This is a genomic window from Soonwooa sp. (assembly GCF_030151385.1).
Taxonomy (GTDB): domain Bacteria; phylum Bacteroidota; class Bacteroidia; order Flavobacteriales; family Weeksellaceae; genus Soonwooa.
On sequence record NZ_JASLDS010000020.1, the window covers coordinates 1 to 24,684 of the forward strand.

21 protein-coding genes are annotated in these 24,684 nt (G+C 34.7%); 17 read left to right on the plus strand and 4 right to left on the minus strand.

Annotated elements, in window-relative coordinates; all coding sequences use genetic code 11:
• Nucleotides 1-156 precede the first annotated feature (156 nt).
• A complete protein-coding gene (locus tag Q1V95_RS02835) occupies nt 157-2,001 on the minus strand; it encodes a lysophospholipid acyltransferase family protein (protein ID WP_300670068.1) in 1,845 nt (614 codons plus the stop codon).
• A gap of 1 nt (nt 2,002) precedes the next feature.
• Entirely contained in the window at nt 2,003-3,241 is a 1,239-nt protein-coding gene (locus tag Q1V95_RS02840) for an aspartate kinase (RefSeq protein WP_300670070.1), read from the minus strand.
• Between the two features lie 358 nt (nt 3,242-3,599).
• Between Q1V95_RS02840 and fbp the strand changes: the two genes are divergently transcribed.
• Both fbp and Q1V95_RS02850 read left to right on the plus strand, forming a co-directional pair.
• A complete protein-coding gene (gene fbp, locus Q1V95_RS02845) occupies nt 3,600-4,619 on the plus strand; it encodes a class 1 fructose-bisphosphatase (protein WP_300670072.1) in 1,020 nt (339 codons plus the stop codon).
• Nucleotides 4,620-4,627: 8 nt separating this feature from the next.
• Nucleotides 4,628-5,635, plus strand: coding sequence for an o-succinylbenzoate synthase (locus Q1V95_RS02850; RefSeq protein WP_300670074.1), 1,008 nt, complete (start codon nt 4,628-4,630; stop codon nt 5,633-5,635).
• A 21-nt stretch (nt 5,636-5,656) separates the two neighbouring features.
• On the opposite strand, the gene Q1V95_RS02855 is transcribed toward Q1V95_RS02850, so the two are convergent.
• Entirely contained in the window at nt 5,657-6,160 is a 504-nt protein-coding gene (locus Q1V95_RS02855) for a DUF6702 family protein (RefSeq protein WP_300670076.1), read from the minus strand.
• Nucleotides 6,161-6,258: 98 nt separating this feature from the next.
• Here Q1V95_RS02855 and Q1V95_RS02860 point away from each other — a divergent pair, with 98 nt between their 5' ends.
• Both Q1V95_RS02860 and Q1V95_RS02865 read left to right on the plus strand, forming a co-directional pair.
• Nucleotides 6,259-6,837, plus strand: coding sequence for a HupE/UreJ family protein (locus tag Q1V95_RS02860; protein ID WP_300670078.1), 579 nt, complete (start codon nt 6,259-6,261; stop codon nt 6,835-6,837).
• 69 nt (nt 6,838-6,906) lie between these two features.
• The gene (locus tag Q1V95_RS02865) at nt 6,907-9,279 is read left to right on the plus strand and encodes a M1 family metallopeptidase (protein WP_300670080.1); all 2,373 of its coding nucleotides are present in this window, start codon (nt 6,907-6,909) and stop codon (nt 9,277-9,279) included.
• A 44-nt stretch (nt 9,280-9,323) separates the two neighbouring features.
• Here the strand turns inward: Q1V95_RS02865 and Q1V95_RS02870 are convergent, their stop codons facing one another.
• Nucleotides 9,324-10,310, minus strand: a complete 987-nt coding sequence (locus Q1V95_RS02870) for a hypothetical protein (protein ID WP_300670082.1) — start codon at nt 10,308-10,310, stop codon at nt 9,324-9,326.
• 274 nt (nt 10,311-10,584) lie between these two features.
• Here Q1V95_RS02870 and Q1V95_RS02875 point away from each other — a divergent pair, with 274 nt between their 5' ends.
• The 13 genes from Q1V95_RS02875 to Q1V95_RS02935 all read left to right on the plus strand — a co-directional run bounded on the left by Q1V95_RS02875 (nt 10,585) and on the right by Q1V95_RS02935 (nt 24,535).
• Nucleotides 10,585-11,583: a hypothetical protein gene (locus tag Q1V95_RS02875; RefSeq protein ID WP_300670084.1), complete on the plus strand. Its 999-nt coding sequence runs from the start codon at nt 10,585-10,587 to the stop codon at nt 11,581-11,583.
• Between the two features lie 78 nt (nt 11,584-11,661).
• Nucleotides 11,662-12,042 (plus strand): hypothetical protein, encoded by a 381-nt coding sequence (locus Q1V95_RS02880; RefSeq protein WP_300670086.1) that lies wholly within the window; start codon nt 11,662-11,664, stop codon nt 12,040-12,042.
• Nucleotides 12,042-12,551 carry a hypothetical protein gene (locus Q1V95_RS02885; RefSeq protein WP_300670088.1) on the plus strand — a complete coding sequence of 170 codons (510 nt, stop codon included), beginning with the start codon at nt 12,042-12,044 and terminating at the stop codon, nt 12,549-12,551. The genes Q1V95_RS02880 and Q1V95_RS02885 overlap by 1 nt, the downstream gene beginning before the upstream one ends.
• Nucleotides 12,552-12,662: 111 nt before the next feature.
• Nucleotides 12,663-13,259 (plus strand): cyclic nucleotide-binding domain-containing protein, encoded by a 597-nt coding sequence (locus Q1V95_RS02890; RefSeq protein WP_300670090.1) that lies wholly within the window; start codon nt 12,663-12,665, stop codon nt 13,257-13,259.
• A gap of 81 nt (nt 13,260-13,340) precedes the next feature.
• Nucleotides 13,341-16,667 carry a T9SS type B sorting domain-containing protein gene (locus Q1V95_RS02895; protein WP_300670092.1) on the plus strand — a complete coding sequence of 1,109 codons (3,327 nt, stop codon included), beginning with the start codon at nt 13,341-13,343 and terminating at the stop codon, nt 16,665-16,667.
• 137 nt (nt 16,668-16,804) lie between these two features.
• Complete coding sequence (locus Q1V95_RS02900; RefSeq protein WP_079666196.1) at nt 16,805-17,083, plus strand: co-chaperone GroES; 279 nt, start codon at nt 16,805-16,807, stop codon at nt 17,081-17,083.
• Nucleotides 17,084-17,193: 110 nt separating this feature from the next.
• The gene (gene groL, locus Q1V95_RS02905) at nt 17,194-18,819 is read left to right on the plus strand and encodes a chaperonin GroEL (protein WP_300670095.1); all 1,626 of its coding nucleotides are present in this window, start codon (nt 17,194-17,196) and stop codon (nt 18,817-18,819) included.
• Between the two features lie 80 nt (nt 18,820-18,899).
• A complete protein-coding gene (locus Q1V95_RS02910) occupies nt 18,900-20,330 on the plus strand; it encodes a T9SS type A sorting domain-containing protein (protein WP_300670097.1) in 1,431 nt (476 codons plus the stop codon).
• Nucleotides 20,331-20,936: 606 nt separating this feature from the next.
• Nucleotides 20,937-21,470, plus strand: a complete 534-nt coding sequence (locus Q1V95_RS02915) for a hypothetical protein (protein WP_300670099.1) — start codon at nt 20,937-20,939, stop codon at nt 21,468-21,470.
• Entirely contained in the window at nt 21,470-22,303 is an 834-nt protein-coding gene (locus Q1V95_RS02920) for a CsgG/HfaB family protein (protein ID WP_300670101.1), read from the plus strand. The genes Q1V95_RS02915 and Q1V95_RS02920 overlap by 1 nt, the downstream gene beginning before the upstream one ends.
• Nucleotides 22,304-22,305: 2 nt before the next feature.
• Nucleotides 22,306-22,704 (plus strand): hypothetical protein, encoded by a 399-nt coding sequence (locus Q1V95_RS02925; protein WP_300670103.1) that lies wholly within the window; start codon nt 22,306-22,308, stop codon nt 22,702-22,704.
• 2 nt (nt 22,705-22,706) lie between these two features.
• A complete protein-coding gene (locus Q1V95_RS02930; RefSeq protein ID WP_300670105.1) occupies nt 22,707-23,591 on the plus strand; it encodes a DUF6175 family protein in 885 nt (294 codons plus the stop codon).
• 5 nt (nt 23,592-23,596) lie between these two features.
• Nucleotides 23,597-24,535, plus strand: a complete 939-nt coding sequence (locus tag Q1V95_RS02935) for a hypothetical protein (RefSeq protein ID WP_300670107.1) — start codon at nt 23,597-23,599, stop codon at nt 24,533-24,535.
• Nucleotides 24,536-24,684 lie beyond the last annotated feature (149 nt).

Genomic DNA, 24,684 nt, shown 5'->3' on the forward strand with positions numbered 1-24,684 from the left:
GGACACATGGATTTTCAATCCATTGCTCTACCAACTGAGCTAAGAAACCTTTTTTACTAAGAGCAACTGTTTCGTTGTTTTCAGTGGTGCAAAGGTATAATGTTTTACTATACGGCGCAAGTCTTTTTTAAACTTTTTTTATAAAAAACACCGACATCACTGATTATCAGGCGATTTTTTTTCAGTTTCATTTTTTAAGAAAGCACTCATTTCTTCCAAAACTGGTCGAATAGTATCTTCCGGAAGCTCACTAATTCTGATATACATCAAACCATCTATCGCGTCATTAAAGTTAGGATCAACATTAAAGGCAATCACTTTTGCGTTCTGCTTGATATATTTTTTGATTAAAACAGGTAAACGAAGCTCAGGTTCGAGGTCATCGATGATTTTATCCAACTTGTTAAGGTCAGCATCCATATCTTCGAAAAACAAAGCTTTATCGCGCTCTTTTAGAATAACTTTATAATCATTCTTCGGATGAACATATTGCGCTACCGCAGAATCGAAATAATGCGAACGCATAAACTCAATCATCAGAGATTTCGAAAACTCCGAAAACTTATTACTGATACTAACGCCACCCATCAAGAATTTATGTTCAGGATTTCTTAAGCAAACATGTACAATTCCTCTCCACAGTAAGAATAACGGAAACGGCTTTTGCTGATATTCAGAAGAAATATAGGCGCGCCCCATTTCGATAACTTTGCGGAAGAACGGTTGCAACTCTTGGTCATATTCGAACAACGAACTGGTGTAGAAGCCGTCTATTCCGTACTTCTTCATCACTTCAACACCCAAAGCCATACGATAAGCACCCACCAATTTTCTGTTGGCATTATCCCACAAAAATAGATGGTGATAATGTTTATCATACTCATCTAAGTCAAAAGGAAGATTGGTTCCTTCACCTATTTTACGGAAAGTCAACTCACGCTGACGACCGATTTCACGCATAATATTGGGAATCTCCTCATATTTTGTGAAAAACATATCATAATCGCTGTACGAAAACAAATGCTTTTTATCGTCCTTTTTTAGCAATTCAATTTCTGCCAAAATATCTTCTTCAGGCGTTTCGTCAATAATATTCTGAACGATATTTTGTTGTTTCGACAATGGAAGTTTTAAAGACAAATTTGGGATCATCAAAGTCTCAGCAATACTTTTTCTTTTATCATAATAAGACTTCAGCATATAGACTTTCTTTTTTAGAAAATCGCCCAATTCTTCGATGTTTTCTTCCTCATCCATTTGCTTCACCGAAATAGGCTTCCCAATTCTTATTCTAATTGGATTATCCCTTTTCTTCATCATTTCTGATGGCAGCAACATCGTTTGCAAATCAGGATGAAGCTTCGCCATATTGTAGAACATTCGGCTGTTACGCGCATGGAAATACATTGGCACAACTGGGACTCTAGCCTTTTTAATAAGCTTTAGCGCAGGCGTTTCCCAAGCTTTGTCCATTACCTCATTGTACTCGTTATTCTTGTTTGAAACTTCTCCCGCCGGAAAAATCCCAATACAACCACCTTCTTGCAAATGCTTCAAAGTTTCGCGCATGCCAGCACTACTACTGTAGGCCTCTTTGCGCCCTTCAAAAGGATTAACTGCAATAACATAAGGTGCCATTGGTTTTATCTTTTCCAAAAGGAAATTGCCCATTATTTTGAAATCCGGACGTATACTGGACAAAATCTTGCACATCAATACACCATCAATACCGCCAAGCGGATGATTGGACACCAAAATAAATGGTCCCGTTTTCGGAATTTTTGCTAAATCTTCTTCGAAGACTACATATTTTAGGTCAAGCTCCTTAACAAAACCCGTGAAAAAATCCTGACCTTCTTTATCTTTTAGTTTATCATAAAGTTTATTAACTTCATTTATTTTTGCTAAACCTAGAATAGAAGAAGCGATTGGATTCTTTAGAAATCCGAATTTGTTAAGACCTGCTGCCTTTATTAAATCTTCTTTAGAAATTAAACTCATGTTATTGGATTACCATTTGTAAAGTATTCTTGGACAATTGCTCCAATAGCACTTTTTTATCTTTATAAAATTTATCTAGTTCGTCAATTTTTGCATTTCTCACCGTAAACAAAGACACTTCTTTAATCAAATTTGTACTAAATCCGTTTTGCAAATCTTGTACAAACTCATCGATATGTCCAAATTTATCCTCCAAACATAACTCTAACGAAATTGCAGAGTTTTGCATCAACGACACTTTGATATTATATTTTAAAAGTAGCGAAAAAATTTCTTTCATGTGGTTTTCTGCGATAAAAGAAAAATCTCGTGTATCTACTGTTAAATAATATTGTTCTTTTTTAAGTATATACGACTCCAAGTATTGATTATCACTAGCATTTCCAACTTTGGTTCCGGCTTTTGATGGATCAATAAAGGACTTCACAAAAAACGGAATATTCTTTTGTTTAAGTGGCTGCAAAGTCTTCGGGTGAATAACCGATGCACCATAATAAGCCATTTCAATGGCTTCTTCGTAAGAAATGCTATCCAACAATTCCACATCATCAAAAATGCGTGGATCCCCTGTCATAACGCCTGGAACATCTTTCCAAATCGTCATTTCGGAAGCATCAAAACCAAATGCAAAAATCGCCGCCGAATAATCGGAACCTTCACGGCCTAAAGTCACCGTAAAATTATGCTCATCCGAAGCGATAAAACCTTGGGTAACATAATTTTTTTCTTTGTTAAGTTTTTGAATATTCTCTTCTGTTTCTTTCCAATTGACAACACCTTCACGATAAGTATTATCTGTTTTGATATAGTCGCGAGAGTCTAGCCAAACATTCTCAAACTGCGATTCGTTCAGGAATTCGCTAACGATTTTCGAAGAAATCATCTCACCACAACTGACAACTTGGTCATACACAAAGTTATAATTCGGTGATTTATTACGTCTCAAAAACGAATCGATATCATCAAAAAACAAATTGATTTCTGCATACACAGGATGTTCTTCTTGGAAAAGCCCTTTTGCAATATCAATATGAAATTGTTTTATTTTCTGAATTTCTTCCTGATAATCCTTCTTCGCAAAATAATCTGCCACTACTTTTTCTAAAGCATTGGTCGTTTTTCCCATTGCCGAAACAACCATCAAACAATTTCTGAATCCCTGATTTCCCAAAACCAAGGCTACGTTTTTCACACTTTCTGCATCTTTTACAGATGCACCACCGAATTTGAATACCTTCACTTTACTTAGTTTTTCCTTTACTTTTTATTACAATCTCCAAAATTATTAATAATGACTGATTTACGAAATAGACTTGTTAACAAATATTAAGATTAAGATAAAAATCAAGTATCTTGAGAAAATCTTAGATTGAGAATCCTTGAGTACCAAAGAATGTGATAATTATTACACAATATAAGCTTTTTATCAAAATAATAACACCAAAAAACAAATTAATTTTCCAAATTATTCTTAATAAAATTAAAATTTCCTTAAAATAAAATCAATAGAATCGTTAAATTTCCTTAACTTTAAAAGACTATAGATTTATCGAAAAATTTCTAGTAAATTTGGTCAATTTTCTAATAAACACTAAAAAATGAGTAAAGAACCATTACAAACCCTAGGCGAATTTATCATCGAGAAACAGGATGATTTTAGATATTCTTCTGGTGAGCTATCTCGACTATTAAGTTGTATTCGTATGGCTTCCAAATTGGTAAACCGCGAAGTAAACAAAGCAGGAATCGCTGACATCATCGGGATTGCAGGCAAAGAAAACATACAAGGCGAGCAACAACAAAAGTTGGATGTTCTAGCTAACGAAATCTTTATCACGGCGCTTTCTCAAAGAGAAGTGGTTTGTGGAATCGCGTCGGAAGAAAATGATGACTTCATCGAAATCTCTTGCAAAGGCAACGCACACCTTAGCAAATATGTGGTATTAATCGATCCTTTGGATGGTTCTTCTAACATCGATGTTAACGTTTCTGTTGGGACAATTTTCTCTATTTATAGAAGAATTACAAATCCTGGAGATCCAGTGGAACTAAAAGACTTTTTACAAAAAGGCTCTAAACAAGTTGCTGCAGGTTACGTCGTTTATGGTTCGTCTACAATGATTGTTTACACAACAGGTAACGGTGTTAATGGTTTTACACTAGATCCAGCGATTGGGACGTATTACCTTTCTCATAAGGATGTTAAAATCCCAGCAAACGGAAAAATCTACTCTATTAATGAGGGTAACTATGTTAAATTCCCACAAGGCGTTAAAGATTATATCAAATATTGCCAAGAGGAAGAAGGAGACAGACCTTACACATCGCGCTACATCGGATCTCTAGTATCGGATTTCCACAGAAATATGTTGAAAGGCGGTATCTACATCTACCCTTCTACATCGCAATCGCCAAAAGGAAAACTTCGTTTGCTTTACGAATGTAATCCAATGGCAATGTTGGCAGAACAAGCTGGCGGAAAGGCAAGCGACGGATTCAAAAGAATTTTGGACATCGAGCCAACAGAACTTCACCAACGTGTTCCATTCTTCGCTGGTAGCGCTGCAATGGTAACCAAAGCGGAAGAATTCATGTCAAAAGCAGTTGATAAAATCTAAAATTTATTTTGAAAACAGCACGTTTCGAAAAATACACATTAAACTTCAAACGCCCGAGTGGAACATCTCGCGGCGTTTTGAATGTTAAAGAGACCTACTTCATCCACATTGAAGAAGATGGCAAAACAGGAATTGGCGAGGCTAACCTTTTCAAAGGTTTAAGTTTTGATGATGATGACGAATATGAAGATGCACTAACTTGGGCTTGTCAAAATGTGAATCTTGGACTAGACCATCTTCGCGAAGAAATGGTGAATCACCCATCGATTATTTTTGGTCTCGAACAAGCATTTCTAAATCTTGAACATGGCGGAAATATTTATTTCCCAAGTGACTTTACAGAAGTAAAAGATTCAATTCAAATTAATGGATTAATCTGGATGGGCGATGTTAATTATATGAAAGAGCAAATTGAAGAAAAGCTTGCTCAAAATTTTCATTGTATTAAACTAAAAATCGGCGTCGATTGGGACAACGAAAAACAAGTAATTGCCGAGCTTCGTCAGAATTTCCCCAAAGAAGTCCTAGAACTTCGCGTCGATGCAAATGGTGCTTTTTCTCCAGAGAAAGCAAAAACAGTTCTCGATGAATTGGCAAATCTTGACATCCATTCTATCGAGCAACCAATCGAAGCTGGAAACTGGAAAGAGATGGCTAAACTTTGTGCCGAAACACCAACGCCAATTGCGCTTGATGAAGAACTAATTGGGATTCTCAATTACGATTCCAAAGTTGATTTACTAAAAGAAATAAAACCACAATTTATTATTTTAAAACCAACTTTAATTGGCGGTTTTTCAGGCAGTGATGAGTGGATAGACCTAGCCGAAAATCAAAATGTCGGTTGGTGGATTACCTCAGCTTTAGAAAGTAACATTGGCCTCAATGCGATTGCACAATACACTTATCCAAAACAAAGTCAATTACCGCAAGGTTTAGGAACTGGAGGACTTTTCACCAACAATACGCCATCACATTTAGATCTAAAAGGCGAACAACTTTGGTATAAAGGCTAAGTTTTTTAGTTAAAATAAACTTTAAAACTGCTGATACAAATAACGATTCGGGAAAGTGAGTTTTTCGCTTTTCCGATTTCCGTTAACGATAATATGGATAATATTGAGTTGATCGTCAAATAAATTGTACAACATACTCACTGAAGTTTCCACTTTTTTGGGTTGATTGACAACATCAGTTTCCAAGAAGACATTGACACTTTCGTTATCCTCTTCAAATCCTAAATAATTAATTTTCACAAACTGATTATTGACTTTTAGCCTCATGTATTCTGCACAATAATTTTTCATTGCTTCATTGATGACATCGTGACTTTTTGCATCCAAAAACTTTAAAGATTTTGGATACTTTTTATTAAGCGCATTTTCCATATCATCCAAAAAGAACTTTGCCGAAATCTCAAAAGTTTTACTTTTTTGATTATAATTAAATTCCACCGAACCAACATGATAAGGATGCGCATTTTCCTTAAACGAAGAAAACGCAAAACATACAAGCATTAAAAACAGAAAAAATCTTTTCAAAAGCCTTTATTTAACAATGATTAAACAGAGTTTTAGATTACAAAAACTTTTCAAAGTTAATTAAAAATTGTATTATCGCATTTGCTAAAAAATAAAGAATGCAAGATTTTCTATTCTACCTCAAGCTTGGCTGGGAACACATTATTTCGCTAGATGCACTTGACCATCAACTCTTCGTTTTGGCTTTGGTTGCCGTCTATTCTTACAAAGATTGGAAGAAAATTTTAGTCTTGGTAACTGCTTTCACCATTGGACATTCGGTGACATTGGCGTTAAGTGTTTTTAATTTATTAAAAGTACCATCCAATTGGGTCGAATTTTTAATTCCGTTAACCATCGCCATTACTGCTTTAGACAATATTCTGATGCGAAACAATCAAAAAAGCCTTATGAAGATGAATTATTATTTGGCGTTATTTTTCGGTTTAATTCATGGGATGGGATTTGCAAACACAGCACGAATGATGTTGGCAAAAGAGCAAAGCATTTTTGTACCGCTTTTAGGATTTAATCTTGGTTTGGAGCTTGGTCAAATCGTCGTTGTTTTTGCGATTCTGATAGTGCTTTTTATATTGTTAAACATCTTCAAAGTCAATAGAAAAGACTGGATTATGTTTGCTTCGTCTGGCGTATTTGCTTTAGCCTTGCAAATGACTTTAGAGAGAATTCCTTTTTAAGAAGTAGTGAAACACCAACTTTTCCTTAACTTCGTTTAATTAATTATAAAAATAATCTTCTTTAGAAAGATGAAAATCAAAATATCAGCCTTAGCATTAAGTTTGTCCGTAACGTTTTTTGCACAGAATATTCAGAATAATCCTGGTAGCAACCATGCCAACAAATTTGAGCAGTTGGGAACAATACTTCCTACACCAAATTCTTACAGGACTGCCTCAGGAGCGCCTGGACATGCTTATTGGCAAAATCGTGCTGATTATGATATTAGCGCTTATCTAGATGAAGATAAAAGAAATCTGCGCGGCTCCGAAACAGTAACTTACACCAACAATTCGCCTGACGATTTGGATTACATTTGGTTGCAATTGGACGAAAACGAACATTCGACGATTAACAATGCTAATTATCAGTTTTCATCAACGATTCCGAAAACAACAACTATTGACAAAGTAAGCATTACAGAACTGCCTGCTAAAGACAATTCTTATGGTGTTAACTTAACAAAAGTTACTGATGCGTCAGGGAAAAATCTGAATTATGTGGTTAACAAAACCATGATGAAAATTGATCTTCCAAAAACACTGAAAAAAGGAGAATCTTTCACTTTTAAAATTGATTGGAATTACAATATCTCTGACAGAATGACTATGGGTGGTCGCGGTGGCTACGAGTTTTTCCCAGAAGATGGCAACGACCTTTACACCATCACGCAGTGGTTTCCGAGACTTTGCGTGTACAGCGATTTCCATGGATGGCAAAACCATCAATTCACAGGACGAGGCGAGTTTGCCTTGGTTTTCGGAAATTATAAAGTAAGTATTAATGTCCCTGCAGATCATATCGTAGGCGCAACTGGTGAAGGAAAAAATTATGATAAAGTCTTAACGGCGGTACAATATTCTAGATATCAACAAGCCAAAACAGCAAAAGAGCCAATTGAAATTGTAACTTTAGAAGAAGCCAAAAAAGCTGAAAAGTCAAAATCTAAAGATCGTAAAACTTGGATTTTTGAAGCTAAGGATGTACGAGATTTTGCTTGGACTTCTTCACGAAAATTTGTTTGGGACGGGATGAATGTTAATATTCCCGAAAACAATAACAACGTTATGGCGATGAGTCTTTACGGCAAAGAAGCCTACGGACTGTACAGAAAATATTCGACGAAAGCGGTTGCTCACACCATCAAAACTTATTCGGAATTTACAATTCCCTACCCTTATCCAGTAGCGCAATCTGTGGAAGCAGCAAATGGTATGGAATATCCGATGATTTGCTTCAACTATGGAAGAACCGAAAAAGATGGCACTTATTCCGAAGCGACTAAAAATGGAATGATTGGTGTTGTTATCCATGAAGTTGGACACAACTTTTTCCCAATGATTGTAAATTCCGATGAGAGACAATGGAGCTGGATGGACGAAGGTCTTAACAGTTTTGTTCAGTTTTTAACAGAAAGCAAATGGGATAACAAATTCCCATCTAGACGTGGTCCAGCAGACAAAATTGTTGATTATATGAAGTTGCCCAAAGATCAATTGGAGCCCATTATGACCAACTCCGAAAACATCGCGCAATTTGGACCAAATGCTTACGCCAAACCTGCAACTGGACTCAATATCCTTCGAGAAACAATTATGGGACGCGACTTATTTGATCAAGCATTTAAAACCTATGCTAAACGATGGGCGTTCCGTCATCCAGAACCTGCAGATTTTTTCAGAACGATGGAAGATGCTAGTGGCGAAGATTTGGATTGGTTTTGGAGAGGTTGGTTCTATGGTACAGATCCTGTCGATATCGCTTTAACAAAAGTGACCATCGCAAAACCTGATCTCAATGCGCAACCAAAAAACATGGAATTTAGCTATAAAATTGATCCAACAGCAGAAGATAATGTTAATGACATCTCGAAATCGAGAGAACGTGATGCCAAAACCAAATTTGCAGTTGACCAAGATAAAGATTTACAAGACTTCTATTATCGTTATGCTCGTGGACAAGAAAAACTTGATCTAAATAAAAACTACGTTACCAACGAAACGGACTTTACCGCTTTATCAAAAGACGAACAAAACAAACTAAAAAACATGACGGCTTACCAACTCGATTTCGAAAATAAAGGCGGAATGGTGATGCCAATTATTTTGGAATTCACTTTTGAAGATGGTAGCAAATTGTCGGATAATATCCCAGCACAAATCTGGCGACATAACGAACAAAAGGTATCTAAAACTTATTATTTTGATAAAGTTTTAAAATCCGTACAACTCGATCCACGTAAACAGACCGCGGACATCGATACTTCTAATAACTTTTGGTCCGCTAATGTGACAAGCCTTAATCCCGAAAACAAATTTGAAGTTTTCAAACAAAAGCAAGCTTCAGCGCGTGGCGCTTCCAATGGAAGACTCAACCCAATGCAAGCAGCTGGCAAAAAATAACAAAAAAGCGTTCTTTAATAAGAGCGCTTTTTTATGTTTTCAGTTTACCAGTTGAGATAAGACTCTCTCTTGCTGATTTTTTTAAAAGTTTTTGAAGCTTCAATCCACTCAAAGCCTTTGTAAAACGAGCCATCAACTTTAACATCGTAACTGCACATGTTTGTAATCAGCAAACGGCTATCATCCTGAAAATCTACCATTGTTTCTGGCTCCATACACGATGTTGGGGTATCATAAATAATTCCTGTACGAGAATCAATTATAAAACCAATGGCTTGCTCTGGTTTTACAGTAAAAAATACAGCATAATAAAAGTTAGCAAAATTCGGCTCTCTATCTTTAATCATGTTTGTGATATCACTTTTGTATTTCGCAGCTTTTGGATTCGATTCCCATTTTACAGGAACTTGTTTCTTTTTGGCTGTTTTATTAATATGAAAGTTTTCAAACTTATAACTCGGAACAGCGATCGCCGAATCAACAACAGCATCTGTCACAGTCACTTCATTTGTATCACTATACGATGTCGCTGCCGCTGCTGTTGTTGTTACAGTCACTTGTCGCTCTGGGATAAATCGTGTCATCGAAAGTTTACTTTCAAAATAATCAGCAATTTTACCAGCTAGATTTTTGTCGGTTTCGCTGTCATAATAAATAGTTGTGACAAGCTTTCCATTTCTAAGGTATACAACTCTATTAGTGCCATCTCCTTCAAATTTTTCTACCTCCGAATCAGCAGCTTTAATTGATTTGAATAGAAAATGAATTACACCAATTTCTGCATTATTCTTAGCAGAAATAACATCGCCGTAGATTAATTCAATTTGTTTGGAATCCGCATCATTATAATAATTTTTTGCTTCTGAGTTAGAAATAATTCCAGGATTCTTTGGAAACCATTCTAGCTTAACATCTTTATGACTAAAATTTTTCGGAATAAGTGACACTGGAATATTGTAGGTCTCTAAATTTTGAGCCAACATAAACTGAGATGCAATACCAAATAGTATTACTATTAAAAGTCTTTTCATTATTTCGGTTTTTAAAAATTTATCTGACATAAAAATACTAAATCATTTTCATCTCAAAACAAGTAGAATTTACAAAAAAAAGTCTCAGAATTACAGCTTAAAAATAATTATTGTAAAATGTCCGATCAATCGAACTCTAAATCTAATATTTTCTTTAAAATTTTATTATCAAAATCATTCATCAAAGCATAAAAATAAAGTAACATTTACACGATTTTTCCTTAAATTTAATCTTCGAAAAAGACAAATTGCCACATTTCAAATAATCAAAAAGATGAAGAATTATCGCTCTTTTATAATCTACTTATTATTAGAAATTGCGACTGCAACATTTTTTTTGATGACGAAAGATTCCATTAACAGCCTACAAACATCTGTTTTAATAACAATCTTTTTATTTGTCAATCCGTTTTTATTCTTTGTCTTTAGCAGAAATACACAAAGCAATATTTCGTTTTGGTATGTTCTTTATTTAGCTTTCAAAATCACACCTTTAATATTTAGAACTACAGGAACTTGGTTTGACTATCTTTTTAAATTTAAACTAATTTTCAATCTAGCATTTTTGACTTTCCTTATTTGGAGAATTTTCCGATTTGTAAAACATTTTAGAAATAAAATGACCACCGAAAAAACAAACATTATCGATGAGCATTCTGTCATTTCAGAATATTTACAAAGCAATATAAAATTTCGAAAAATAAGCCAAATGATTACTTTTGAAATTTGCTCTTTCTATTACACTTTCTTGAAATGGAAGAATACGCAAACTTCTACCAATTCTTTTTCTGGTTACAAAAACGGAGGCGTAATAGCTGTTTATCTAGCATTTATTTTAATTTCCATTATTGAAGGAATCGGATTTCATTTTTTATTGTTTTCAAAAAACAAAATTCTTGGCATCGCTTTTTTGATACTGCATATCTACATTTTAGTTAATCTCATAGGACAAATAAAAGCTATTATTTACAGAAAGCACCTTATATCAGACGACTACATCTACATTCGTTATGGATTATTTAATACTTTAAAAATTGCGGTCACCGAAATTCAAGAATGTTCTAACTATGAAGGAGATTATGACAAAAGAGACAAAAATTTGTTGAAAATGGCATTGTTAGGTAAACTAGAACCACACAATGTTATGCTGGAATTAAATGAAAACATCGAAGCGCAACTTCCTTTCGGAATTACAAAAAGACCGAAAAAATTACTACTTTACGTAGATGATTCACCAACATTTATTAATGCCATCCAAGCACCAAAGAATTAATCATTCTTCAAAACACATTTTTTAGTATTTTTAAGTAATTTTAAAACCAGAATAACAATAAATCTTAAAAAAATTAACATGGCACCAATGAAACACGACCAAGCCGAACTTTATTACAACATTAGTTTGTATTTAGGATTTATTCTAGGAATTGCAGCTTTTGTTGGTTGGGGAATTTTCATTTGGAAACGACTTTACAAAAGCGCAAACAATGACAAAGTGATTTCCACGAGTGTTGTCGCCATGAAGACTTTCTTCTTTATGTTTCCTGGCCTTATCGCTTTTGCCATTTGCGTGATTCCTTTGACATATTTCGCAAATATTCTCAAACAAGAGGAATATTGCAAAGAAGTGATTCGCGTTAATGTTGGCATAAAAAAAGATGACCCAATTTTTAAAGAACGTTGCGGTTGCTCCGATATTGACGAGTTATTTATTAATGCTAAAAAAACAGAATAATGAAAACCTATAATTTCCGACAAAATCCAGGCGCAAAAGCCGTAATCTTTGCCATTGTTTATTTTGCTGTCGTATTTTCCATCTGCTATTTTGCTTTTGGTGGTATCAATGGAATGGCGGACAAAGTCAACAATGTTGGATCAGGAAAAATAGTTGGTGTTGTCGTTGGTTTTGCATTTCTTGCACCATTTATTATTTTACTACAATACGTTTCGCCAAAGATAAAAGTTGAACTTGGACAAGATTTTCTTTCTATAAAAACTGGAAGCAAACAACAGAATGTATCATTTGCAGAAATTGGAACAATGATTTTAAACGATAAAAAAATTAATACCTTAAAACTTTTGGACCGAAGTGGAAATTTGATTTCGGATATGTCTTGCCAAAGCAGTCCAACTGCACTTTCGGACATTGCAACAGAAATTTCTAAATCTGGTTTTAACAAAGAAAAATCCACCTTAAACTTCTTCGGAAAAGACTTTGACAGAATTACTTACAGAAGAATTTAGCCTAAATATCGACAGATTACAAATACAAAATCAGCCTATTCGGTTGATTTTTTTCTTATATATAGTTAAGATAAACTATGTTTTGCATCATATTTGTAAGCTCAGTAAAATATGAGTTTTAAAGACCTTTTAAGAGAAAAAATTTTGAGCTACGGAACTTATTTTGATGAAGAAGTTTTAGAGATAGGATTGCAGAAGTTCAAAACAATCAAAATAAATGCTGGTGACCACCTTATCAATTCGGGAGATGTAATTTCAGAATTATTTATTGCCGAAAAATCTATTTCGCGAGCTTATATCATAACAGAAAACGGCGAAGAACGTACGCTTTGGATAGAACCTGAAATGAGCTTTTTGACAGATATGGAAAGTTTTCGTCGAGGGACAACTAACCAAATGAATGTCCAACTTTACGAAGATTCGGATGTGATGTATATCGAACGCGAAGATTTGGTAGAACTCTATGCAAAGTATCATCAATGGTCACTTTTCGGAATTTCGCTTGCCGAGGAATATCTTATTTATGTTTTTAAAATCACCAATTTGATGTTTGCCAATGATGCAACTTCCAATTACCAACTGATTGAACAATATTATCCTAGATTCTTGGATATTGTACCACTCAAACATATTGCATCGCGCCTTAATATTTCGCCCATTAGCATTTCCAGAATTAGAAACGATAAGCAAAAGAGGAAATTGGATTAACATTTGTTAATCCGCATACATTTAAGCGATTTATCTTTGTGAAAAATGAATTAATAAATCATTTTTCATATGTTAGTGCTTATGAAAAAAAAACTTCTTCTTTTTAACCTATTTTTTGTTCTATTATGTATTAAATTTTCTGGACAAGCTACTGTATGGTATGTATCTCCCTCTGGCTCAGGTAATCAAAGTGGCTCTAATTGGCAAAATACAAAAACACTGCAGGCCGCCTTCGCAGATTTCACATCGGGCGCTTACGAACTCCGACTTTTAAGAGGGACTTATAACATCAATTCCACATTGAAAATGGAACACGGATATACCGTAAATATGCTAGGAGGCTATTCTGGTAATGGTACTGATCGTGATTATGGATTATATCCGAGTATTCTTAATGGTCAAAAAAAGACCCAAATTCTAGAAATAAATAGTGATGGCAATTCTGTCAATGGTCTTACTATGAAAGATGGGTATGTGACAGGAGAAAATGGAGGTGGTGCTATTATTTTCCAATCTAATAGTGTCAATATCTATAATATCACATTCGTAAATAATGTGTCTGATGGGAGTCGCGGTGCTGGTGCACTTTTTCTTATGCATGGCTCTGGAGGTATAATCAATATTGGCCATTGTACTTTTGAGGGCAATAGAAGTAATTATATTAATTATCCACATGGACAAAATGGTGGTGGAGCGATACATAACTGGGCTCAAAATGCTAATATTTTTAATTGCACTTTTAGAAACAACTATACCGAAAATAAAGGGGCTGCTATCTACACGTGGGGATCTAATTTAAAAATTACAAATTGTGGCTTCGAGATGAATACCGCCGAAAAAGATGGTGGCGCTATTTATGTTAACTCAAATGATGTACTAATTACTGGTTCCTCATTTTTAAAAAACAAGTCTTTACAAAATGGTGGTGCTATTTTCAATTCCGACTTTCTTGACATTAGCTACACAACCTTTCAATCCAACCAAAGTGGAATTGATGGTGGAGCTATTTTCAATGCAAAATCGATGTATAACCGAGTTACAAAAATTGATAAAGTTGGCTTTATTTACAACTCAGCATCAAAAGGAGGTGGGATTTTCACCGCTACTAGCGATGGTATTAAAATTATAAGCTCTTTGTTTCAAAGTAATAAAGCAACTGACATTGGTGGCGCCATATTTAACAACGAATTTATGGAAGTTACAAATTCCACTTTCGTACTAAATTCGAATACAGCAGTTATTATTCCAAGTTATGCTAAAACAAATTATTATAACAACACAACCAATATTTTTAATTCAATCTTTAGCGAAAACACTGCAAAACAAGGTGGTTATCGTGAAGATATTAATTCTCAAATAACAAATACTGACCTAAGCACAAAAGATATTAGAAGAAACATTCTACAAACCTACAACCAAGGAATAGATAACCTTGTTGGCATCGATCCATTATTAGTGAGTTCCTCATCTAATGCCTCTTTGCAATCTAATAGTCCTGCAATCGACTATGGTCAAAACACTTTGTATTCTCAAGTAAGCGGACAAAACCCTTCGACAGCACAAGATCTTCAAGAAGCATCTCGACTATCTGGTACATCGATTGATCTTGGTGCTTACGAATTCCAACAACGTCCAGTAACGAATGTTCCGACTTGCTCAACTATTACTTTTCCTACGAACAATGCAACAAACATTTCTATAAACCCAAACATTACTTGGACTACAAGTTCTGGTGCGACAGGATATAGAATAAGAATCGGTACTTCTGCTGGTGGAAGTGATATTTTAAATCAAAATTTAGGAAATGTTACAAGCTTCACTCTTCCAACCAGTTTAAATTACAATACTACCTATTTCGTAAGAATTATTCCTTTCAATTCCGCAGGTGATGCGATAGGTTGCACTGAAAACAAATTCACAACAGAAAATGGACCCATCATTGTTCCGACTTGCACAATCATTACTTTCCCTACGAACAATGCAACAAACATTTCTATAAACCCAAACATTACTTGGACTACAAGTTCTGGTGCGACAGGATATAGAATAAGAATCGGTACTACTGCTGGTGGAAGTGATATTCTAAATCAAAATTTAGGAAATGTTACAAACTTCGCTCTTCCAACAAATCTTAATTACAATACTACCTATTTCGTAAGAATTATTCCTTTCAATTCCGCAGGTGATGCGATAGGTTGCACTGAAAACAAATTCACAACAGAAAATGTACCCATCATTGTTCCGACTTGCACAATCATTACTTTTCCTGCGAATAATGCAACAAACATTTCTATAAACCCAACCATTACTTGGACTGCAAGTTCTGATGCAGCAGGATATAGAATAAGAATCGGAACTACTGCTGGTGGAAGTGATATTATAAACCAAAATTTAGGAAATGTGACAAGCTTCACATTTCCAACAAATCTTAATTACAATACTACCTATTTCGTAAGAGTTATTCCTTTCAATTCCGCAGGCGATGCAATAGCTTGTCCTGAAAACAAATTCACAACAGAAGGTGCACCCATTACTGTTCCGACTTGCTCAACTATTACTTTTCCTACAAATAATGCAACTAATGTTGCTATTAATCCAACAATCACATGGACAACAAGTTCTAGTGCAACAGGATATAGAATAAGAATTGGTACTACTGCTGGTGGAAGTGATATTTTAAATCAAAATTTAGGAAATCTTACAAGCTTTGCGCTTCCAACAAACCTAAATTACAATACCACATATTTCGTAAGAGTTATTCCTTTCAATTCTGCAGGTGATGCGATAGGTTGCGCTAAAAACAGATTCACGACAGAAGCTGCACCAATTACAATTCCAAACTGCACAACGATAACTTTCCCAACCAATAACGCAACTAATGTTTCCATAAATCCTACAATTACTTGGACTGCAAGTCCTGGCGCAACAGGTTACAGTATCCGAGTTGGAACAACTGCTGGCGGAAATGACATCATAAACCAAGATTTAGGAAATGCAACAAGCTTTACACTACCGACAAGTCTTAATTACAATTCAACCTATTTTGTAAGAATTATACCATTTAATTCAGCGGGTGATGCGACAGGCTGTACAGAACATAGATTTACAACCGAAAAAGAAACAATCGAAGAGCATAAAATTCCAAATGTTTTCACGCCAAATAATGATGGCACCAATGATGTGATAGATTTTTCATTTCTTCTAAATCGAAAAAATGCAAGGCTTCAAATTGTCGACCGTTATGGCACTCTGCATTTTGAAGGCAACCAAAACAATCAATTCATCTGGAATGGTACTCACAACGGTTTAAAATCAAAAACAGGAACTTATTGGTACATTATCATTTGGACCAATGCAGAAGAAAAAATTGTGACACAAAAAGGATGGATTCTTCTAAAATCAAATTAAAAACTGACAAATTTTCACATTTTATTTTTTTTGTATGACACGAATTGTCGAAAATCCTAAATCTCAATTACTAAATCTGAGCTGGCACATTCTTGGAGAAAACTTGAGCAGATAAAAATTAAAAAATAAATATAATTATGTCAGTAAACTTCACACCATTAGCAGACAGAGTGCTTATCGAGCCAATTGCTGCAGAAACTAAAACTGCTTCAGGAATTATTATCCCAGATACAGCAAAAGAAAAACCTCAAGAAGGAACGGTTGTAGCTGTTGGCGCTGGTAAAAAAGACGAACCAATGACAGTAAAAGTTGGTGACAAAGTGCTTTACGGAAAATATTCAGGTTCTGAATTAAAACTTGACGGAAAAGATTTCTTAATCGTTAGAGAAGCTGATTTATTAGGAATATTAGGATAAGATTTGTAAAAAGTACAATGTACCAAGTACAATGTATTTTCTTATTCAATAAAATTTAAAAATTTAAAAGTACATTTTACATTGTACATCATACAATAATACATTAAAAAATGGCAAAAGAAATAAAATTCGATATCGAATCTAGAGACGCCCTAAAAAGAGGTGTTGATGCATTAGCAAATGCAGTAAAAGTAACTTTAGGACCAAAAGGTAGAAACGTAGTAATCGAAAAATCTTTCGGTGCTCCTCACGTAACTAAGGACGGGGTTTCTGTAGCTAAAGAAATCGAACTTGAAGACAGAGTAGAAAATATGGGTGCTCAAATGGTAAAAGAAGTTGCTTCTAAAACCAATGACATCGCTGGTGATGGTACAACTACCGCTACAGTATTGGCTCAGGCAATCGTAAGAGAAGGTCTTAAAAATGTTGCAGCAGGTGCTAACCCAATGGACCTAAAAAGAGGTATCGACAAAGCAGTTATTGCAGTTGTTGAAAACCTAAAATCTCAATCTCAAGAGGTTGGAGATTCTTCAGAAAAAATCAAACAAGTTGCTTCTATTTCTGCGAATAACGATGACACAATCGGTTCTTTAATCGCTGAAGCTTTCGGAAAAGTTGGTAAAGAAGGTGTTATCACAGTTGAAGAAGCAAAAGGTACAGATACAACTGTAGATGTTGTAGAAGGTATGCAATTCGACAGAGGATACCAGTCGCCTTACTTCGTGACAAATCCAGAAAAAATGCTAGCTGAGCTAGAAAATCCATACATCCTTTTAGTAGAGAAAAAAATCTCTTCTATGAAGGAATTACTTCCAGTACTAGAACCAATCGCACAAGGTGGTAAATCTTTACTTATCATCTCCGAAGAAGTTGAAGGTGAAGCTTTAGCAACTTTGGTAGTTAACAAATTGAGAGGTTCTCTTAAGATCGCTGCTGTTAAAGCGCCAGGATTTGGTGACAGAAGAAAAGCAATGTTAGAAGACATCGCAATCTTAACTGGTGGTACTGTAATCTCTGAAGAGCAAGGTTTCACAATGGACAATGTAACTTTAGAAATGTTAGGTACTGCAGAAAAAGTACAAATCGACAAAGACAACACAACTATCGTTAACGGTGGTGGTGACGAAGCAAAAATCAAAGGTAGAGTTGCACAAATCAAAGCTCAGATGGAAACAACAACTTCTGACTATGACAGAGAAAAACTTCAAGAGCGTCTAGCTAAATTGGCTGGTGGTGTTGCAGTTCTTTACGTTGGTGCTGCTTCGGAAGTAGAAATGAAAGAGAAAAAAGACAGAGTTGACGATGCACTTCATGCAACAAGAGCTGCGGTAGAAGAAGGTATCGTTGCTGGTGGCGGTGTTGCTTTGGTAAGAGCTATCGCTTCTCTTAACGCACTTAACGGTGAAAATGCTGACGAAAATACAGGTATCAAAATCGTAAAAAGAGCAATCGAAGAACCTCTTAGACAAATCGTTGCTAACGCAGGTGGCGAAGGATCAGTTATCGTTGCAAAAGTTGCAGAAGGTAATGGTGACTTCGGATACAACGCAAAAACTGACGAGTATGTTAACATGCTAGAAGCAGGGATTATCGACCCAACTAAAGTAACAAGAGTAGCTTTAGAAAACGCAGCTTCAGTATCTGGAATGCTTTTAACAACTGAATGTGTAATCACAGAAGTTAAAAAAGACGAACCAGCAATGCCAATGGGCGGCGGAATGCCAGGAATGATGTAACAATCAGCGATCGACGCAATATACAAAACCTTCACTTTCGAGTGGAGGTTTTTTTGTTACATTTGTTTAAAATCCTAAATATGATAAAAAAATACTCTTTAATCTTTTTATTAATTATTTTTCTACCAGTTAAAATAAACTCACAATTTACATTAGACAATTCTTTCATCACTGGAATTGGTTTCGACAATGCGGTTTATGATATTGTCGAACAAAATGATGGAAAAATAATTGTTTCGGGAGCATTCAAAAACTACAATGCAACGGCAGCTGGACATCTAGTACGACTCAACCTTAACGGAAGCATTGACAATAGCTTTAACATTGGAGTAGGTACCGACGACCATATTTTCAAAACGCAAATACTTCCTGATGGAAAATTATTAATTGGCGGCGCTTTTAAAAATTACAATAATGTACCAAAAGCTTTGATAGCAAGATTAAATACAGATGGAACATTAGACAATACATTTAATCTTAACTTCAATTCTCCAGCTTCTTTTGATAATGTATATAATTTTAAACAATTATCGGATGGACGAATTTTTGTAATGGGCGATTTTAATAAAGCAAACAATCAAAATGTAACAAGACTTATTTTAGTAGACAAAAATGGTAATCTTGATAATAGCTTTACTCTTGATTCCAAAATAAAAGGCTCTGTTCGCGAAGTACAATTAGATAGCGATAATAGAATATATATATGTGGAGAATTTAATCTAGGAACAGATATCAACAAAAATATCGGAATTTTTCGCTTACAAGACAATGGAGATATTGACGAATCTTTTAATTTAATTATTAATAGCAATAACATTAATGTCTCCACGAACACAACAATTGAAAATATGCAATTTCAAGATGATAATAAAATCCTAATCACAGGAAATTTCAGAAGACTTAATGATGTTATATGCAACAATATCGCTAGATTAAACAATGATGGTACAATTGACCACAGTTTTAATAATATGGGAAGTGGGCTTGCAATCAATGACCATATACTTATTAACTATAAAATTGATAACAATACTTACATCTTGGGTGGCACTTTAACAAAATACAACAGTCAAAATGTTTTCAATTTTGTGGTAATCGATAAAAATGGAAATCTCAAAAATTACTTCAACCCCAACCAAAATATGTTTCAAAATGGAGATACCTGGACCATTATCAAAGACAAAAACAATCGCATACTAATAGGTGGTGCCTTTATAAAGTACAATTCTAGTTATCGCGGTGGTATAGTCAGATTTAACCCTTATGATTTTTTAGGCGTTGAAAATCTTACAGCAGTACATCTAAAAATATTGGAAAATCCTGTTAAAGATTGGCTAAAAATCGAAGCGAATGAAACTATCAAAAACATCGAAATTTATTCAACATCTGGCGAACTCCTCAAAACATCTACTTCAAAACAAACAAATGTTTCCGAACTACCACCATCAATGTACGTTCTGAGAATTAACACTAAAAACGAAACTATCACTAAAAAAATAATTAAGAAATGATATCTTAGAAAATCAATTACCAAACATACTAAAACAACGGCAAATTTTTGGGCGCCATTTCCAGCTGTCACTACTCGCTTTTTTTGAGGTGGTTAATTCAGGTTACTGAGCGAAGTCGAAGTACCGAAAAGCCACCTCAAAAAAGAGCTCAAACACGCCGTTCCATCTGGGGCGCAACAACAAATCCCGATTAAAATTTTGTAAACGATAGAAAAAGTATAATTCTATTCAGTAAAAAGTATCCTGCAAATAAAAATCCGTTCATTAGAGCGGATTTTTGTTAATAATACAACGTAGTAAAACGCTTCTTTTTACGGTTAACCGTATTTTTAAATATAGACTTTTAAATATTTTTGAACAAAACCAAAAATGAAGAAAATGTTAAATATTAAAAATTTATTAAAAAAAATAGATTTTCGTTCCCAATAATGTTTTATCTTCACGTTTAGCATTACTAGTATGCTACCAATTAACAATTAAAACATAAAAAAATCATTTAACAACCCGAACCACATTTAGTCGATTATTTAAAATTTAAACCAAAAATCGAATAATAATTCAAAATAAAAAACAAATACAAACAATAAATAACATTAAAAAGTAATTATGAAAAAATTATTATTAACAGCATTATTGCTAGCGACTTTCACAGTTTCATTTGCGCAAACTTCAAGAGAAGACTTCAAAGCATCAATGGAACGTATGGAAAAATTAAAAAAACTATCTGTTCCAAAAACTACAAGTATCAATACACTTGATGATCTTAATAACAAAATCGGTTCTTCAGCGGTAGAAGCAATTTCTATCACACCACTTTTACAAAACTTGTATTACCGATCTGTGGGACAAACAAATGACGGAGTTACCGATGTTAGTGTAAAAAAACCTACAATGAAGGAATGCGAAGAATTGGCAGCTAGAATTTTCTTACAATCCAAAAATGTTGAAGCTTTGTCTTCATCGATTACTTCTGCAACATCTGAAGCGACAAAAGTTACCAATCCACTAAAATTGGTTAAAATTACTTCTGCAGTTAACTATGCAAAAGATGCTTCTTCACTTTTAGGAACTGAAACTTTGTTCCAAACAAAAGCCATCAAAAGCATTATGGAAACTCTTAAAACAGCTGGTAACTTATAATGATTAAAAAAATATCAATCCTACTGTTTGTATTGTGCATCAGTAGGATTTTTGCTCAAGAAGATAGTCGTACAGTCGTTGGTGTTACCGCTTTTACTTGTGACGAGAGTCCGCGTTTCGTAGGCCTTGTTACAGAAAAGGTTGTAGAGATGCTTTCTAACTCCAAGCGTTTTCGCGTTGTAGACAGAACTAGCGCCGACCGCGTACATGATGAACTAGAACTTCAAAAATCGGAAGCTTTTATCGACAGCAAAAATCGTGTTGAAACTGGTGCAAGTATGGCAGCTGAAAAAATCATCACTGGTCATATTACTAAAATTCCGGTTTATGCCATGAAGAATTCTAATGGAACTGTTAATGGTTACAAAGCCAGTGTTGCATTCCAAATGAAGATTGTTGATGTGGCAACAGGTATGAGTACAGATGCTACAAGCTTCGAAGGTAAAGCGAGTGAGGTGATGTTATCTCCAGAAAGCGCTGTCCAAAACGCAATGAAATCTCTTCAAGGTGAAATCAACCAGTATTTCAAGCAAAATTTTGGGATACAAGGAAAGATTGTAAAACTTCTATCTGAAGACAAAGACAAGGCAAAAGTTCTTATTAATATTGGAAAAAATGCAGGTGTAAATGTTGGAGACAAAATGGAAGTCACAATGATTGAAATCATTGAAGGGCAAAAATATCCACAAAAAATTGCAACTGTCGAAGTCGTTAATTTAGCTGGAGAAAATCTTAGCGAAGCAATTGCAACTGATAAAAAATCATCTCAAAATATCACTTCAAACATTGGAGAAGGTAAAAAACTAGAATGTACTTTAATCACAAAAAAATAAATATGAAAAACGCAATATTACTTTTTGCTTTTGCAAGCTTAGTATTAATAGGTTGCACTAACAGAAATCACACCTCTAACATCCAAGTTGTTGATTACAATGACGCATCAATAACGGTTAATATCTCAGATCCAAAACCAGACTATACAGCAATCTACCATTTGTTGTTCCGTGGTTTCCCAGAGAGCAACCAAAAGACACCTTTAATTTCGACATCAGAAGAAGAAATCGAAAAACAACATCCTGAATATTTCAGAAAGTTTTTTGAAGAGAAAAGATACAAAACCTTTATCACATCTTCTTCCAAAAACGCAAGCAAAGGTCAACAAGTTACCATCAATCTAAGAGCTTTAAAAGCAGATTTAGAGCAAAATTCAATCATTAGAAAATTCGGTTATTAACGATGAAAAATTTAACACAAAAAATAAGTTTAGTATTGCTTCTGATTTTTTCAGTAACCAAAATACTAGCACAGAACAATAATGTACAAACGGTACAGCCCAAAATTATGGTAATCCCTTACGTTAGCGAAGGCGAAGACCTTAGAACTATTTTGGAAAGCGACGTAGACAAGAGAATTGCCCTTACAAAGATTAAGGAGGTTTTTGACTCTAGAGGTTTTACAACTGTTGACTTTGTTGCAAAATTAAAATCAGCAAAAGACAATCATATTTTCACATCTGATAACCAAACGGATGTTAAAGATCAAATCGTAATGATGTCTGGCGCAGATGTGTATGTACAGGCAGAAGTTACGAAACTAGAAAGCGCTTCAGGCAACTCAGTTTCTGTAGTGATGACTGCTTACGAAGCTTCTACTGGTAACTCTTTATCTAACAAAGTTGGACAAAGTGGCAAATTCTATACTGACGACTTCGGAAAGTTGACGACTAAAGCAGTAGAAAGCGTTTCTGACGAATTCCTTAATGTGATGCAAGCAAAATTCACGGATATTGTTAACAATGGTAAATCACTTAACATTGACATTAGCTTCGCACAAGGTTCGAAATACAAAATGTCATCAGAAATCGCACCAGAAAATCTTCCTCTTTCAGATCAAATCGAAGCGTGGATGGAGAAAAATGCTTACAAAAACAACTACCACATCCAAGGTACAACAGATAAGAGAATGATTCTGGACGATGTTAAAATCCCTCTGAAAGACTCAACTGGGAAAAACTACAACCCGAACAAATTCGCTTTAGAAATTTTCAAATTCTTCAAAAGCTTGAATTTGCAAACCGATAAAGACATCAAAGGAAACACAATCTACATCACTATAAAATAGTAATTATGAAAAAATTAATCTTATTAACTTTCCTATGCTCATATCTGTTCGGCTTTTCTCAAACGCAAGCAGATTTAGGAAAAATACAAATGTCAATTTTATTCCCCGAAGATCAATATAGCAATTACGATTCTGATATTTTGGACAAAGTTGATAGCAAACTAACACAATTATTATCCGAAAACGGAATTGTATCAACAGCTTACAACAACGGGCTTGTGCTACAACCAAAGATTATTCTTAACAACAATGAGGTTGTCGAAGGCGGTATGCAAAACATCAATGTTACCAACATCACGTTGCAATTGTTAATGAAGCAAGACCAAACCAACATGGTATTTGCAAGCTATTCAAAACAGTTAAAAGGAACTGGAAGAGATCAATATGCGGCGCTTAACAATGCGATCAACTCATTGGACAGCAACGATCCAGCAATCCAAAAATTCATCAGTCAAGGTACAGAAAAGTTAATGGCTTACTACCAATCTAACTGTAACCAAATTATGACAAAATCTGCCAATTTGGAGAAAAATGGTCGTTACGAAGAGTCTTTAGCACTTTTGCAATCAATTCCAGAAAAGACTTCTTGCTACAAAACAGCACAAACAAAATCTATAGAAACTTATAGAAATTTCCAAAAGAAAAACTGTGCTGCATTTATCAAGCAAGCTAAAGTCTATATCGCTGAAAGAAATTACGAAGAAGCCTTCCCTATCCTTGCTTCGATTGAGAGCACATCATCTTGCTCGGCAGAAAGCAATGCTTTGATAAAAAGTATGGATTCCAAAATCACTGCCGAAGAAAGAAAGCAATGGAACATGCAACTAAAAATGTATAACGACGATGTTGCTTTAGAAAAGCTAAGAATTAGAGCGATCAAAGATATCGCCGTTTCTTACTACCAAAGTCAAAAAAGACCAAACAGTACGATTATCGTAAAATAATTTGGCTTAACAATTATTCAACTCCGTTCTTATGAGCGGAGTTTTTTATTTGGGCGCCATTTCCAGCTGTCACTACTCGCTTTTTTTGAGGTGGCTACTTCAGGATACTGAGCGAAGTCAAAGTACCAAAAAGCCACCTCAAAAAAGAG